Origin of the sequence: Pectobacterium parmentieri (assembly GCF_001742145.1) — a bacterium.
In the GTDB taxonomy this organism is placed as follows: domain Bacteria; phylum Pseudomonadota; class Gammaproteobacteria; order Enterobacterales; family Enterobacteriaceae; genus Pectobacterium; species Pectobacterium parmentieri.
Genome location: NZ_CP015749.1, coordinates 4,270,306 through 4,286,070, shown reverse-complemented (window position 1 = coordinate 4,286,070; position 15,765 = coordinate 4,270,306). Strand labels below are relative to the sequence as shown.

The 15,765-nt window shown below is 52.3% G+C and carries 15 protein-coding genes; 3 read left to right on the top strand and 12 right to left on the bottom strand.

The genetic code is table 11. The annotated features are described in order from the left end of the window. Nucleotides 1-66 precede the first annotated feature (66 nt). From lldD to A8F97_RS19340, 11 genes are all read right to left on the bottom strand, one after another. A complete protein-coding gene (gene lldD / locus A8F97_RS19390) occupies nt 67-1,227 on the bottom strand; it encodes an FMN-dependent L-lactate dehydrogenase LldD (protein WP_033072454.1) in 1,161 nt (386 codons plus the stop codon). A gap of 184 nt (nt 1,228-1,411) precedes the next feature. Next, complete coding sequence (aldA, locus tag A8F97_RS19385; RefSeq protein ID WP_033072453.1) at nt 1,412-2,851, bottom strand: aldehyde dehydrogenase; 1,440 nt, start codon at nt 2,849-2,851, stop codon at nt 1,412-1,414. A gap of 289 nt (nt 2,852-3,140) precedes the next feature. After that, nucleotides 3,141-4,070 (bottom strand): lysozyme inhibitor LprI family protein, encoded by a 930-nt coding sequence (locus A8F97_RS19380; RefSeq protein WP_033072452.1) that lies wholly within the window; start codon nt 4,068-4,070, stop codon nt 3,141-3,143. A gap of 66 nt (nt 4,071-4,136) precedes the next feature. Then, the gene (locus tag A8F97_RS19375) at nt 4,137-5,228 is read right to left on the bottom strand and encodes a fatty acid desaturase family protein (RefSeq protein ID WP_014702015.1); all 1,092 of its coding nucleotides are present in this window, start codon (nt 5,226-5,228) and stop codon (nt 4,137-4,139) included. After that, on the bottom strand, nt 5,228-6,367 hold the full coding sequence (locus tag A8F97_RS19370; protein WP_033072451.1) for a fatty acid desaturase family protein: 1,140 nt from the start codon (nt 6,365-6,367) through the stop codon (nt 5,228-5,230). Before A8F97_RS19370 ends, A8F97_RS19375 begins: the two co-directional genes overlap by 1 nt. Next, nucleotides 6,360-7,484 carry a sterol desaturase family protein gene (locus tag A8F97_RS19365; protein ID WP_033072450.1) on the bottom strand — a complete coding sequence of 375 codons (1,125 nt, stop codon included), beginning with the start codon at nt 7,482-7,484 and terminating at the stop codon, nt 6,360-6,362. The genes A8F97_RS19370 and A8F97_RS19365 overlap by 8 nt, the downstream gene beginning before the upstream one ends. Nucleotides 7,485-7,488: 4 nt before the next feature. Further along, on the bottom strand, nt 7,489-8,142 hold the full coding sequence (locus A8F97_RS19360; RefSeq protein ID WP_014702018.1) for a phosphatase PAP2 family protein: 654 nt from the start codon (nt 8,140-8,142) through the stop codon (nt 7,489-7,491). Beyond that, nucleotides 8,142-9,428, bottom strand: coding sequence for a F390 synthetase-related protein (locus tag A8F97_RS19355; protein ID WP_033072448.1), 1,287 nt, complete (start codon nt 9,426-9,428; stop codon nt 8,142-8,144). The genes A8F97_RS19360 and A8F97_RS19355 overlap by 1 nt, the downstream gene beginning before the upstream one ends. Further along, entirely contained in the window at nt 9,425-10,231 is an 807-nt protein-coding gene (locus A8F97_RS19350; protein WP_033072447.1) for an MBL fold metallo-hydrolase, read from the bottom strand. Before A8F97_RS19350 ends, A8F97_RS19355 begins: the two co-directional genes overlap by 4 nt. Beyond that, the gene (locus A8F97_RS19345; RefSeq protein ID WP_015731515.1) at nt 10,224-11,252 is read right to left on the bottom strand and encodes an NAD-dependent epimerase/dehydratase family protein; all 1,029 of its coding nucleotides are present in this window, start codon (nt 11,250-11,252) and stop codon (nt 10,224-10,226) included. The genes A8F97_RS19350 and A8F97_RS19345 overlap by 8 nt, the downstream gene beginning before the upstream one ends. Beyond that, complete coding sequence (locus tag A8F97_RS19340; protein ID WP_033072446.1) at nt 11,249-12,262, bottom strand: 3-oxoacyl-[acyl-carrier-protein] synthase III C-terminal domain-containing protein; 1,014 nt, start codon at nt 12,260-12,262, stop codon at nt 11,249-11,251. Before A8F97_RS19340 ends, A8F97_RS19345 begins: the two co-directional genes overlap by 4 nt. Before the next feature lie 201 nt (nt 12,263-12,463). Between A8F97_RS19340 and A8F97_RS19335 the strand changes: the two genes are divergently transcribed. The 3 genes from A8F97_RS19335 (at nt 12,464) to A8F97_RS19325 (ending at nt 15,116) form a co-directional block, all read left to right on the top strand. Further along, nucleotides 12,464-12,805: a GlpM family protein gene (locus tag A8F97_RS19335; RefSeq protein WP_005968046.1), complete on the top strand. Its 342-nt coding sequence runs from the start codon at nt 12,464-12,466 to the stop codon at nt 12,803-12,805. A 28-nt stretch (nt 12,806-12,833) separates the two neighbouring features. Beyond that, entirely contained in the window at nt 12,834-14,036 is a 1,203-nt protein-coding gene (gene pemB / locus A8F97_RS19330; RefSeq protein ID WP_033072445.1) for a pectinesterase PemB, read from the top strand. Nucleotides 14,037-14,387: 351 nt separating this feature from the next. Beyond that, entirely contained in the window at nt 14,388-15,116 is a 729-nt protein-coding gene (locus A8F97_RS19325) for a helix-turn-helix transcriptional regulator (protein WP_033072444.1), read from the top strand. Here A8F97_RS19325 and carI read toward each other — a convergent pair. Continuing rightward, nucleotides 15,100-15,750 (bottom strand): acyl-homoserine-lactone synthase CarI, encoded by a 651-nt coding sequence (gene carI / locus A8F97_RS19320; protein ID WP_033072443.1) that lies wholly within the window; start codon nt 15,748-15,750, stop codon nt 15,100-15,102. The two genes, A8F97_RS19325 and carI, sit on opposite strands and share 17 nt — an antisense overlap. Between the last annotated feature and the right edge of the window lie 15 nt (nt 15,751-15,765).

Here is a 15,765-nt window from a genome sequence, read left to right as displayed (position 1 = left end):
TAGGGGAAGGTTCAAAAACCATCAGGAAACACAGCGAGAGGATCGCTCTCGCCGCCTGATTTGTGCTTACAGGCCATCCAATCGCCGTAGGGTCGCCTGCACCAGAGAATCTGCGGTAATGTCGGCAATAGATTTGGCACCCGTGAGCGTCATCGCCACACGCATCTCTTTTTCGATCAGGTTCAGCAGGTTAACCACGCCCGCTTCACCTGCCGCCGCCAGTGCGTAGACAAACGCACGCCCGAGCATCACGCCATCCGCACCCAGCGCAATCATGCGCACCACATCTAGCCCGGTACGAATACCGGAATCCGCCAGAATGGTGATATCGCCTTTTACCGCATCGGCTATTGCTGGCAGCGCACGTGCCGTCGACAGCACGCCGTCCAACTGACGACCACCATGATTGGAAACCACAATCCCGTCTGCGCCGAACCTCACCGCCTCTTTGGCATCTTCCGGGTCGAGGATACCTTTAATGATCATCGGCCCTTTCCACAGCTCACGGATCCACGCCAAGTCCTGCCACGAAATAGAAGGATCGAAATTCTCCGCCAGCCAGCCGATGTAGTTTTCAAGCGTCGTCGGCGTGCCGCGATAGACAGAAACATTCCCCAAATCGTGCGGCTTACCGTTAAGACCAACATCCCACGCCCAGTGTGGATGAGTCACGGCCTGTAACATACGCCGCGCCGCCGCATTCGGCCCACTCATGCCAGAATGCGCATCGCGATAGCGCGCCCCCGGCGTCGGCATATCTACGGTAAATACCAGCGTCTTCACCCCCGCCGCCTGTGCACGTTCCAGCGCATTACGCATAAAGCCGCGATCTTTTAACACGTAGAGCTGGAACCACATCGGGCGATCGATAGCGGGTGCAACTTCCTCAATCGGGCAGACTGAAACAGTGGATAAGGTAAACGGAATCCCTTTCTGTGCAGCCGCACGAGCAGCCTGCACTTCGCCACGTCTGGCATACATCCCGGTCAGGCCAACGGGAGCCAGCACCACCGGCATCGCCAGCTTTTCACCGAACAACTGCGTCTCCAGACTCAGGTCAGACATATTTTTCAGGATGCGCTGACGCAGCGCGATATCCGCCAGATCGGCGGTATTGCGCCTGAGCGTGTGCTCGTTGTACGCCCCGCCGTCAATATAGTGAAAAAGAAACGGCGGCAGTCTACGCTGCGCCGCCGCCCGGTAGTCCGTTGAAGCAGAGATGATCATCGTCCTTTCCCATCCTTCTTCTGGTTGGTGCCGCTGTTACGGTAAGTGGAATAACCGTCACTGGAGCTAATGCCGATCGTTTAAAGAGCGAGATTCCGGGGGCTACCACGGTGCGAGGTATCCCTGCGGGAACCTCATCACCGTGTTTCCTCCTAAATCCATGCTTAGGCAAGCATCATTACCTTTAGTGAAATTGCAGGTACGCAACATGCGTTTGCAGGTATTCCTGCAAGCCGTGTTTGCCGTCCGCCCCACCCACACCGGATTTACGCCAGCCCGCATGGAACCCCTGCATCGCTTCGAAGTTTTCGCGGTTAATGTAGGTTTCGCCGAACTTCAGCCCTTTCAACGCCTTCATTGCCGTGTTGATATTTTGAGTATAGATCGACGACGTCAGGCCATATTCACTGTCGTTCGCCATCGCAATCGCGTCTTCCAGCGTGTCGAAGGTTGCTACCGGCAGCACCGGACCAAACACTTCTTCGTGCATGATCGGCATCTCCTGTTTGATGTTCACCAGCAGCGTTGGCGGATAGAAATAGCCCGTGCCGCTTTCGCGCTTGCCGCCAAGCAGCACTTTCGCGCCCTGCGATACCGCTTTGGCGACTTTATTCTCCACACGCTGTAGCGCCGCTGCACTGATTAGCGGCCCCATATCCAACGCCTTTTTCTCCGCCGTATTGCCGAAGGTCACCTGCTCCATCGCAGCTTTAATACGGGAAATAAACTCGTCGTAAATGCCTTTCTGCACGTACACACGCTCGGCGCAGTTACACACCTGCCCGCTGTTAATCACGCGGGAGCTGACAATCGCTTTAACGGCCAGATCGAGATCGGCGTCATCCATCACGATGGCAGGCGCTTTACCGCCCAGTTCCAGCGACACCTTCGTGACGTTCTGCGCCGCCGCCGTCATCGTCGCGATCCCCGCCGCCACGCTGCCGGTCAAGCTGACCATGCCAACTTTCGGGTTAGCGGCAAGCTCTTGCCCGACCGTCGGGCCGTAGCCGGTAACAAAATTGATGACGCCTTTCGGCAGGCCAATTTTGTGAATGATTTCGGCGAAAATCACCGCATTATTCGGTGTGATCTCACTCGGTTTGATAACGATGGTGTTGCCGGTGATCAGCGCAGGTGCGGCCTTACGCGCAATCAGGAAGAAAGGAAAGTTCCACGGTAGAATACCGGTCGTGACGCCAATCGCTTTGCGGAAGACAAAGATGTTTTCATTCGGGCGGTCGCTCTGAATGATTTCGCCTTCGTAACGGCGCGCCCACTCTGCCATGTAGTCGAGGTAGTCGGCGGTGAACAACACTTCCGTCTGCGCCAGACCGTGGGTTTTACCGCCTTCCGCAATAATGGTATCGGTCAGTTCAGCTTCACGCTCGCGAATACCGGCAGCTATTTTGTGTAACCAGACGCCGCGTTCAACCGCAGGCAGTGCTTCCCAGCCCGGCTGTGCGGCTTCTGCTGCATCAATCGCTCTTTTTGCATCGTCAGCCGAGCCTTCTGGGATCTGTGAAATAACCTGTTCTGTGGCCGGGTTCACCACATCAATCCACTTCCCGCTTCTGTTTTCAACAAACTCACCGTTGATGTACATACGTTTCTGGGTGATGCTCATATAAGGCGTCTCCAAAGTAGGGTAAGGGAATACAACGCATAAAGGAGTTGTTAAAAAAACACGTCTTTTTTGTGAAGTTTTGCCATGCTGCGCGTTCTGCACTGCATTTACCTTTTCATGGCTGCCATCTCAGTCTAGCAAGTGGCAAAAAAGTCATGCTGAGAACGCCTGACGTAACACTTTTGCAAAGTATCGGAGAACGCTGGGGAATAATGGCAGTGTGGGGATGAACGAGGCGGTAGCAGACGCCGTATTCATCTACGGCGTCTGTCTTTAAGGCAGGGAAATCTTACTGTTCGTCGATTTTCACTATCTCTTCTTTCACTTTCCACTTGCCGCCCACCAGCTCACGGGTTGTGGCTACCATTGCCTGCTTTTCTTCAGAATAGGCTTCCGTGGTTTCAACAATCAGGACTGGTTTATTATTGGCAATCTGGTAGGTGGACCATTGGTGCCAGCAGCAGCCGCTTTTGGTAAACGTCGTGAGGGTCTTACTTTTCTCATCGATACCGAACAGGCCGAGGTTGGAGCTGGCTAATTCAGTCAGCGACGCATTCTGGGTGAACTGCTGCTTTTCCACATCGAACAGGTACACATCGTAAGACGGCCCGCCGTAAGCCCCGTTATTCCCGTTGCGCAGCATGATATCCGCATGATGATCGAAGTTAGCGTCATCAATCACCAGCCCGCTGTTGTTCTCACCGTAGACTTCAACCAAATTCGTCGTCACTTCACCCTTACTGTTCAGCTCAATGAACACGTTTTCCATCGTGATACGCTGGAACAGATCGCCACGTCCTTTCTTAAAAATATCCAGCGTACCGGGGCCTTCGCAGGTTGAATAAGAGGAATCAAGATTGCACGTCGCGACGCTGAGCACGAAGTCCCACTGGCCTGATGCCTGTGTAATCAGGGAGATATTTTCACTACCGGAAAGCGCCTGAATACGGGAAATCATCTCATCCCCCAGACAAACGTCATCCTTACAGCGGTCACGTTCGGTCAGCCACGCACGCTGATCCTGACGTGCCTGCGCTTTGTCTGCCTTTTTTACGTAACCCTGATACGCCTGATTTAATACCGCATCGAGCTGCTGTAAGCGGCTACTGGCGCAAATCATTTTCTCGGTGTCTGTGCTGGCCTTGCTGCAATCCATCGCCCAGACGGACGAGGTGAAAAAGAACAGCAGGGATGAAACGGCCAGAGATAAATAACGCATGAAGTATCGCTCCTTGAATACAGATAAAAATCTAACAGATTGATAAAAATGGATAACAGGCTATTTTTAGCGTCCTGTTCCCATTTTTTTAAGAAAGCGCTGCTGCTCAACCAAAATCATTTTCAACGTAATGCATTGATACTCAATGCCATGACGCGGGGCAACATCCGCAATAATTTTCGATAGCGCGGGATAGTGCCGGTGATTCCAGTTGGGGAAAATATGGTGAGTCAGGTGCATATTAAGCTGCCCCAGCCAGTAACCCAGCCATGCAGGTCGGGTAGACCAATCTACCGTGGTGGAAAAGACGTGCTGGTAGCGACCATGCTTGAATAGGCCGTCTTCCGGTGCCTGATAGAACGTCCCTTTTGCCCAATGTGACCCCAAAATGAGGACGACAAAAATCAACGATGACAGCATCTGGCTCAGCAGATAAACCAGCAGCAGCGAGCCGACGCTGATGGGAGACGGAGACAACAGCCAATAGGGGATCGCCAGCGCCAGCAGGGTATGTAACGCTTTTGATAACAAGAAAATACCCCAGCCCTTCACGCCCTGAAGCGTCATATTCCGCGTTACCTGCGTTTTCCCCGCGCGATCGATCCAGTCAAAAAACCAGATGATGCAAGGGAAGGTCAACGACGCCACCATCGGCCAGTAGTAGCGCTGAGCGCGCATAAAAAAGCGAAACCGATGGTAGGGTGACTGCCGCAAGACGCCATTTTCTTCGATATCCAGATCGTAGTGCTGCACATTCACGTGTGCATGATGAAAAATCACATGCCGCACGCGCCAGCAGTCGGAATCCATACCAAGTGGAATACTCACCACGATATTGAGCAGGCGATTCGCCCACGGCAGGCGGAAAAAGACGTTATGCGAAGCGTCATGCACCACGTTCACCGCCAGAAACATAGCGGTAAAAATAAAGGCAAAATAGCAGCCAGCAAAACCCCATAGCGTCGTCTGCTGGAGGCTGAAACCATAAAACGTCAGACACAACGTCACCAGAAACAGCATCTTGCCGATAAACCCCGCATTGGCAAAACGGTGATCGCCCGTCTCTGCCAGATAGTCATTCGCGGCCTTCATCAGCGCCCGATGCAACGCCAGATCGCGACCTTGTTCATAGCGTAGTGGCTTCAACGGTGCGAGCATCATTCTTCCTCTGATTGATGTTCTGCGGTATGTGGCGCAGTACGCCGATCGTTACCTTCGCCCATCGATTTTAAAAACCGACGCTGGCTAGACAGTAGCTCACGATAGGTAATACAGCGATAGTTCATACCATGCTCGGCGGCAACGCGCCGTAAAATAGCGGCGAGCGCGGGATAATGCCGGTGATGCCATCCGGGAAAAAGATGATGCGTCAGGTGTAAATGCAGCCCTCCCGTCCAGTGTTCGAGCCAGCGCGGTGTCGGCAACCAGTCACAGGCGGTGGCAAAGTTGTGCTGATACCAGCCTTGAGGCATGGCCTCTGCATCAGCAACGGCATAAAACTCAGCCTCCGCCCAGTGCGTGCCCAGCAGTAAAAAGACCACCAACAACGAGGCCAACATCTGGCCCAGCAAATAACTTAGCAGCACGATGCCGGGACTAATGCCGTGTGCCGCCCCCACCATAATGGGGATCACCAGTAACAGCAGGAGATGCCCGACTTTACTGGCGATAAAAATCAACCATCCACCACGGCCTGATTGCGCGGTGTGGGCGTTGACGGGCGTGTTACCCAAACGATCGGCCCAGTCAAAAATCCAGGCGATATAGGGGAGCGAAAACGCGGCCACCAGCGGCCAGTAAAGATGCTGATAGCGCATGTAGGAACGGTGGCGCTGGAAAGGCGTTTGGCGGAAAATCCCGTTCTCTTCCGTATCCAGATCGTAATGCTCCACATTCGGATAAAGATGGTGGAAGTCCACATGACGCAAACGCCAATAGTCAGGATCGATACCTAATGGCAACGTCACTATGCGCCCGACCACACGATTCAATGTTCGATTGCGGAAAAACGTATTATGGGAGGCGTCATGATTAACGATGATATTCAATACCATCGACAGCATGATGAAAGAGAAATAGCTCAGGAAGAACGCCCATGCAGTCTGCTGCATCAAGCTTAAGGCATAACAAACGATGCAACCTAAAAAGAGTAATCCAGCCTTAATAAACTGGCCGCGATCGGCAAAGCGATGATCGTGATTCGCACGAAGATAGGCCGATGTTTCCCGCTGTAATGCCCGATGAAAAGCCTGTTCACCCTTCGCGGGATACGGTTTGGCAGGAAGCACGCTAGTCATTTTCATGTTCCTCTGTAAGGGGGCGTCGACCCCAGCCAGCCGTCAGCGCCAGCCCGTGTAGTGCCAACATCAGCATAGCGATTTTCCAATAGAGTGCTTCCCAAGACAAATAAACAAGGAACACGACAGGAAATAGCAGAACTACCAACAGCCAGACATAAATGCCCCACCGTCGTCCTTCGGAAATACCGCCCAGTGCGACCGCACCCGCCACCAGCAGCAGGAAGAGCGCCGCCTGCGACAGGTTGGCTGAGTCATAGCCGTAGCCATACAGATAGACGTAACCCACCACCAGCGCAAATAGCAGCATCGCCCCAGCTAGCAACGCTATCGGCGTACAGTGAAACGTCGCCTGATGAGTGCGGCGCACCGGCAGTTTCAGATACTGCATAAAAGGCAGGTTACTGGCCCAAAACGGGTTTTCCGATGGTATTTCCCTGCCTGCGCCATAGCGGAAAGGCGTGTCGGGCAGTTGCGGGCAAAAGCTGCCGAACAGTTTGTCCCAGAAAATAAAGGTGCCGCCAAAGTTCTTATCGGCGTAAGCGCGGTCGTTCACGTGGTGTACGCGATGGTGTGCTGGCGTGACCAACACCTTTTCCAGCCAGCCCAGTTTGGGTGTCATCGCGTTATGGTTAAAGAGTTGGACGCTGTAATGCAGGATAGAAACCGTAACGAACACATATAGCGGAACGCCGAGCAGCGCCAAAATCAGGAAAAACGGAATTGAAGTCAGTGAGGAATACCACGAGTTACGCACGCCCAGTGACAGATTGAAATGTTCACCCTGATGATGAACCACATGCACCGCCCACAGCACGCCGAAGGTATGGTGCAGGCGGTGTAGCCAATAAAAACCGAAATCCCAGGCGAGTATCGCGAACAGCCACATCAGCACCGGCGGCCAGGTTTCCACCCAGCCGAAACTGAAATGCGCCGCGACATAGCCATAGCAAAAAATTTCCACGCTGCGAAAGAGCCACAGCATGATATGCCCTGAATTCAGGTTGAACACCACGTCATGCCAGTTCACTTTCTCACGCTGCATCCACTGTAAAACCAGCGCTTCGCCAATCACCACGACCAGCATGAAGACGATGGGTAATGCCAAATCAATCATGATGTCATTCCTGATGGCGCTTATTGTTAGGCAGCGGAACCGGTGGAGAAATGGCCTTCACTGCCTCTCGGCTACGCAAAAAGATCCATCCGACGATTCCCGCCAGCATTGCCCCAGTCACCAAATCGATGAACAGATGTCGGCGCAGTTGCAGGATGGAAAAGGCAATCGCCGCACCCCATAGAAGATACAAGCCCGTTTTCACCTTCTGCTGGCTATCGCTCATCGCCCACACCGCCAGAACCGTTAGTGCAATGTGCAGCGACGGCAGGCAGTTTTGCGGCGAATCGATACGTTGTAAAAGCTGTAACAGACGGGCGGAGAGATCGTCCCCGACAACTTGCGGGTACACCATCGTCGTCGGAAAAATCAGGTACACCGCGCCCGCAATCAACGCAGTAAGCTGCGTTGCCCGACGTAATCCAGCCAAGCGCGTAATCGGACAAGATAAGTAAGACAGCGGGATGATGATGAAAAAGGAGAGATACAGCCAGATAGCCGAGGGGCTAAAGGGGATCCATTCATCAACCATCGAGGGCGGTAACACCGTTCCCTGCCCTTGAAACTGCGCACTCAATTGATACACCACCCCGACCGATCCCCAGCCGAAGAGCAGCGCTTTCAGCCGCAATAGCATCGTTGTTTGAGGAAATCGCATCATGCTTCCTCTTTCAGGCGGGTAATACGTCTGCGCTTTTGCGTAAATTCTGGCGCGATCTCACCAGCGCTTAACCGCCACCGTAGCCGCGACGCATCAATGCCCTGCAATGCAAACTGCTGCGACAAACTGTCCCGACAGGCTTCCAGCTCCGACAGGCTACACGCAGCGGATAAATGCAGCGTCGCGTCACCCTGCTGTATCAGCCGATAATCAGCATGCAACGGCAGCGCATTGGCGATCACCCGGCTACAGAAATCCGCAAAGACGGTCTGAGGTTCCCCGAGGTTATCCGGCAATCGTAGACTGTCATCGCTACGCCCTTCGATACGGGCTATCGCCATCGTCACCCGGCCACACGCGCAGAGCGATTTTTGCTTCACCAATACATCGTCCAGCCGATAGCGCACAATCGGCTGCGTGCTGCGAGTGAAATCGGTAATCACGGGCGTAAAGCGTTCGTCATCCAGCCACTGTGGCTCGATGTGAATAAATTCTTCGTTGAGGTGTAGCGTGCCGTGCTCGCAGGTCGAGGCCAGAAAGCCTTCCGTTGCCTGATACACTTCCCCCACCTGCCCGAACACCTGCTGCAACAGTTGCTTATCCTGCGGCTCCAATACCTCGGCCACGGAAATGACCTTCTTGACCGACAGACGCAGCTCACCGCGCTGTACCGCCAGCGCCAGCTCGCGCAGCACCTGCGCGGGTGCGACGATAATCGACGGCGACCATGCTGCCAGACGTGAGAAATGTTCGGCAAACGGCGCGAAGAGATCGTAAAACGACAGGCTGAGCCAGCGGTTATCGACGCTGTGATACAGATTGTTATCCGCCCGCAGGAACAACGCCACCCGTTCACCGGCGCGTAAACCGTCCGGCAGCATTTTTGCCAGCATACCTCCGGCCCAAATCTGCTGTTCGCGCGGGCTGACGACAAACAACCCGCGCTGACCAGAGGTGCCGGACGACAGCCCGACGCTGAACCCGTTTACACTCGGCGTGAAGTCGCGATCGTCCTCACTGCGACGCGCGCAGGTAAGCAGTTCATCCCGCTTAAGCCCGGCGGTATTCATCCGATCGAATTCGGCCATCATCACGGCTTTATCCATCATCGGCCAGGAGGTAATGGGGAGATGGCAGTACGGACGGAAATGGGGGCTACGCGCCAGCACCTGGCGCGCAAAACGAGAAAGCTGTCGCTGCTGATGGCGTTCGAGCGCCTGACGAGTAGTAAAACGCAGGCGTCTGGCACGTAAATAGTGCCAGATCGTCATCAGCGGAATCATAAGTCGCCCTCGTGACACAGCCGAATCTCAACCTGCCCGTTCAGATGCAACTGATGTAGCTGGTCTAACGTTTGGTAATAGGCTTGTGGATCGTCCATCACCAGATTCGCCAACCGCGACGGCCCACGACCTTCACGATAGCTGTGCGGCGACCAGGCGGCATCGCTTGCCAACAGCACCCAGCCAGTTTCGGTCAACACAAACGCACCGAGGTGTCCGGCGGCATGGCCGGGCAGCGGCACTAGCACGATCTCTTTATCGCTCCCCGGCAGCACATAGCCTTGCGTAAACGGTGCCAGCTCGGCGGGCAGATCGGTAAGCGGGAAGTTTTCGACAAACTGGAGCACCTGCTCAAAATGTTCAGGGATCAACGCGGGTACAAATGCCCGCTTCAACGCCGCGAAACCACGCAAATTCCGCGTCTGCTGCCAGCCCAGCGCCGAACAGATGAACGGTACAGTGGGGAAATCCCGCAGCCCTGCGATGTGGTCGCCGTGAAAGTGGGAAATAATTAGGCCGTCGATGTCCGCAGGCTGAATACCCTGCGCGTGTAGCTGGTGAACCAACGCGTCTTTCGTCTCGAAATGCACCGGCGTCATTCTGCTGTACAGTTGAAATAGGCCAGCACGCGTGGCGTCGGTGAAATGCTGCGCATAACCGGTGTCCCACAGCCAGCGCTTGCCCTGGCTTTCCAGCATCCAGACCCGTGCTGGAAAACGGCACACCTTCCACCCCGCACCGCGCAACGCCATGCAGCCTGGATGCAAGCAGTACCCGACTTCAAACGTTGAAATATTAGCCATGTTGGTCAGTATCCCTCTGTGCAAGGTGCGCGTTGAACCAGTTACCCGTTAGCTCGATGCCCTGCTGAAGGGAGAAACGCGGCCGATAGCCCAACTCTTGCTGCGCTTTTTCCGCGCTGAGCGTCATATCGAAATTCACCGCGCCCGCACTGTAGCGCGTCAGCAGCGGCTCTTTCCGGCTAAACCACGAGAACAACTCCATTCCCCCCGCTACCGCATGCAGCAGCGGATACGGCACCGCTTTGACGCGATAACGCATCCCCAGTTGCCCCGCCAGCAGTTGCTCAAGCATGTCTGCAAGCCGCGCAGGTTCATGGTTGGTGATGTTGTACGCTGAACCAGAAACTAACCCCGTTCGCTGGCTGGCAAGCGCCATCGCTTCTACTACGTTGCCGACAAACGTCAGATCCAGCAACGCCTCGCCGCCGCGCGGGAGCCGTAGCACGCCACCGCCCACCGCGATCTGTTCCAGAATACGCGGCAGAATCACGCGGTCATGTGGGCCGAACAGACCACGCGGACGCAGGATCACATAAGTCGTTTGCGGATAGCGCGGCGTCAGCGCATGGAGCCGTTCTTCCGCCAGAAATTTGGTCTGCGCATAGTGATTGGCAAAACGCGCCGCGCGGTAGCTTTCGTCAATATTCAGGTGATGCTGATAATCGAAGTAAATCGCCGGCGTGGAGATATGGACAAAGCGCGGAATACCCAACTGTCCGGCAGCCTCAGCCAGTCGTTCCGTCACTTCAGTATTATTCTGATAAAAATCCTCATATTGACCCCAAGGCGATGATTTCGCCGCACAGTGCCAAACCACATTGCAACCCGCCATCAGCGATCGAAATTGCTCTATCGAGGTTTCGACCAAATCGATGCAGGCAAACTGCGCACCCAACGCTTCAAGCTGCTGCCCCACCGTGCGATCGCGCCCACAGGCCAGCACCTGATGCCCAGCCTGAAGCAGCCATTCCACCGCGTTACGCCCCAACCCGCTGGTTGCGCCAGTGACGAAGACCTTCATGGAATCAGTACCATTCCGCCCAGCGTCAACCCGGCAGCCGTACCGACCAGCATCGCGGGCTCGCCTTCAGGCAGGCGTTGCGTCACGATGGCATGGTGCAGCGCTGTCGGAATCGAGGCCGCCACCTGATTACCGTGATAGCGGTAAATATCAATCAATCTTTCTGTCGGGATCGCCAGCCGTTTACGCATATGCTCCAGCGACAGATGGCTGGCCTGATGCGGAACCACCGCCGCCATCTGCTCAAGCGTGAAACCACTGGCGTCCAGTAGCCGTTGCAGATAGCCCTCGATCAAAGCAGAAGCCTGCCTGAATAACCGTTTTCCCTGCATATGGAACAGAAAATCATGCAGTTCCATGCCCGCTCGCGGATTACGCAACGTACCACCTGCGCGGATCTGGCACAGTTCATTGCCCTTCGGATAGGTTTCCAGCAGACACGCCGCAATCCCGCTGCGACCGTCACCCCGTTCGACAATGGCACAGGCGGCACCATCACCAAAAATCAGCGACGACTCTTCGTCATCCCAGTCGATACCGCGTGAAGCAAGTTCGGTAGATACAATGGCAATACGCCGATAGGCTCCGGTATTTAACAGCCCAGCCGCCACCTGAAGGGCGGAAATAAAGCTGACGCAACTACTGTTAATATCAAAACAGGCCGTCCCTTTCGGCAGGGATGATGCTTTTAATAAATGGCTGGCGCTGTAAGGCAGCGCCTGAATCGGGATCGCGGAAGCAAACAACAGCAGATCGATGGACGCGGGTGGAATAACGCCCCGTGTCAGCGCGTCATTTAACGCCGCCACGCCAAGTTCAGCCTGGCTGGCATGATTATCCGCATGGTGACGATAGATAATGCCTGAACGGCTTTCGACATAGCCTGCCGGTTTATTAAGCCGCACATCTAATTCAGCCGAGGTCACCCGCTGCGCAGGAAGCGCGCTGCCAGTAGAAATAATCTTGAGTGGAACCAATCCCTGAGTAAATGCATGACTTTGCGTTTTCAACGTCAATCCTTTCCAGATTCATTATCGTTTTACCTGTACTGAGCAGGTTATCACGTACAGTATTTATTCATTCTGCTGCTAAGAATAACGAAATCGCCACGAATTGAAATCTTAAGCTGTGTGGTCGCACTATTCCATCCCGGTACTTTTTCGCTATTCTCTGTTCATTCACGATACTTAATGAAGCCAGAAGTCATACTTATGTCACTGTTTATCAAATCGGTTATCGGCGCGTTGATCGTATTGCTCATCAGCGTACTGGCGAAAAGCCGAAACTATTATATTGCCGGGTTGGTACCGCTTTTTCCCACATTCGCCCTGATCGCCCATTACATTGTTGGCAGTGAACGCGGGCTGGATGCGCTACGTACTACCATCCTGTTTGGCATCTGGTCCGTCATTCCTTATCTGGCTTATCTCATCTCACTTTATTACTTTACCGCATGGATGAAGTTGCCACAGGCACTGCTCGCGGCGGTCGTATGCTGGAGTGTATCGGCGGCACTGTTGATCAAAATCTGGACGTGGTATCAAGGAAATTAGCTTCTGACTTCTTTATTAGGATAGCGCAATGACCAAAACAACCTATCCCGGCACCGCTTACCGCCCCATCCTCTCTGAGCAGGAAGCGGATCGCTTCACGCTCCCGCACTACTTTACGCGGCGTGGGCACGATGGACATTCTGACACTGACGTTTGGCAACCTACGTCGATTGAGGTCGATCCGGCTACGCCGTGGGTTGTCGGGCCACAGGTCGGGGTGGATGGCGCAACACACGGTACAGTGCAACAGGCAGTCAACGCCGCGCTACGGGCGCAGCAGGATCGGCCGTGTATTGATATTAAATTACTACCGGGCATCTATACTGGAGCGGTCTACATCCCTGCCGATGCGCCACCGCTCACGCTATTTGGCACAGGAGAGCAACCGAACGACGTGGTGATTCAACTCGCGCTGGATTCGATGTTTTCACCAGCAACCTACCGAGAAACAGTGAACTCACATGGTGAATATCAACCCGGTGACCCAGCCTGGTACATGTACGATCTCTGTGCATCAAAGCAAAACGCGACAATTGATACTATCTGTGCCGCCGTGGTCTGGTCGCAGAGTGACAATTTACAGATGAAGAACCTGACGGTGGTAAATGCATTGCTGGATTCAGTCGATGGCCGAGCACATCAGGCCGTGGCGCTGCGCACCGATGGCGACAAAATACAGCTTGAAAGGGTTCGCCTGATCGGGCGTCAGGATACATTTTTCGTTAATACTAGTAACCTCCGCAACGAGTACGTCACAGACCGCTACAGCCGCGCCTACATTAAAGACAGTTACATTGAAGGTGATGTCGATTATGTTTTTGGCCGGGCGACCGCAGTATTCGATCGCGTCCACTTTCACACGGTTTCCAGTCGCGGCGCAAAAGACATTCATGTTTTTGCACCTGACAGCATGCCGTGGGCGCAATACGGTTTTCTGGCGGTAAGTTGCCGCTTTACGGGAGACGAAGGCTTCAGTAGGGGAAGAAAGGCCAAACTGGGACGCGCCTGGGATCAGGGGGCAAGGCAGACAGGATACCAGCCCAACAAGACGGCAAACGGCCAGCTAGTCATTCGTGACAGTACGATTGACACCAGCTATGACAGAGAACAACCTTGGGGAGTTGCTGCAACTACCGCGCGGCCTTTTGCAGGTAACGTGGATTCAGCCCGTAATCTGGATGATGTGCAATTCAATCGGCTGTGGGAATACAACAATATCGACGAGGTGTGATGTGCAGCGAAGGAATACATAATATTCAAGGTGGATGCGGCTCGTGAAAACATCACATTGATATAACTCATGCCATTGAAATTTGATCGGCCTGTAAAACAATACAGGCCATAGAAAAGAAAAATTATTTTTTATTATATTACTGATAAATCTCGCTTAATTAGCATTCCCTGATGTCAGCCAATCATCACGCTTATCCTGAGCGATGTTTATTTCTTTTGCTTTACGCTCTTAACAACGTCGTAAGATTGTATGTTTTTTCACTCACGCATAACAATTAGACTTAGGTCGAGGTGTAGGTATATACTTTTCCGTTACAGGGATGTTGATTCTTCAGACTGAGGTCATGAAATGTCGCCATTATTCACCAATAGTGAAATAATAAGCAAGGTAATCAAAAAGCACTTCAATAAAAACCTTGCTCACTATGATGGCATAAGATTTTCATTTATGGTTCTTAATAAAAAGAACCCTTCACAAATGGTCATTATTTCCAGTTATCCCGATGAATGGGTCAATCTCTATAAAGAAAATAATTACCAGCACATTGATCCTGTTGTTCTTGCTTCATTCAATAAGATATCGCCTTTCTCTTGGGAGAAAAGTCTGGTCATTAACACACGATTACAGCTTGCGAAAATATTCGACCTCTCTAAGAAATATAATATCATCAACGGATATACTTTTGTCCTTCACGATCATAGTGACAATCTTGTCATGCTATCTATTATTGTAGACAGTTCATATCCAGATGATGTTGAAAAGTTTATTGAAGAGAAAAAAGACACCTTTCAAATGTTATTAATTGAAGCTTATGAAAAAATCATCTCTCTTTGCAGAGAGATGATTGGAAATAAAAAACAATTAAATAATAAAGAAATATTCTCTCAACGAGAAAATGAAATTCTTTACTGGGCCAGCATGGGTAAAACCTATCTGGAAGTTGCTATTATTCTCGGTATAAAAACTAGCACGGTAAAATTTCATATCGGCAACGTTGTAAAAAAACTTGGAGTCCTGAATGCCAAGCATGCCATAAGGCTCGGCGTTGAGTTACAACTCATTAAACCTGTGCAATAGCGGCCGGTACCCTCAGAGGCCACTGCTTCAATGCATTGCTTATAAAGGTACCGCTGCGATTAATACGACGGGCCAAAGCTTCCTGATTCTCATCATCAACAGGAAGGAAGACTAAATAAACTCTTTCCTGTTTTTCTGATAAACCTTGCTCAACCACGCTAATCCCCCAACCAGAACGCTTTAATATCGTCAGCATAGGGTGACTAACTATAGTATAAATCCCATCATAGCCTTTATCTCTCGAATAATTAATCATCGACAGAAACAACATCGAACTAATTGGATATTCGTTGCCAAGAATATCTTTAGCTCGTGATTTATCCACAAAGAACCGACTAGATTCTAGATAATTCCCTTCAGGGATATTGATCTCCTTGAAGTAAGGGAAAAATGTTCCAGTAATCATGTTAGGATATTTTGTTTCGATAAATCTCAAACTACAGATAACAGTATTGTCTTTTATGCCGAAAAGATACGTTGTGTTATTATTATCATACTGATCAAATTCCATCCCATCAGTACATTGCACAGCCCAGTTCAGTCGATCTTTAAACGTCTCTTTTCTGAGGGTAAATAGCTCTTCTGATTTCGTTTCTGACAACAAGGTGTGATTTACATCAAATATCTCTAACATTTTTCCTCCATTAAA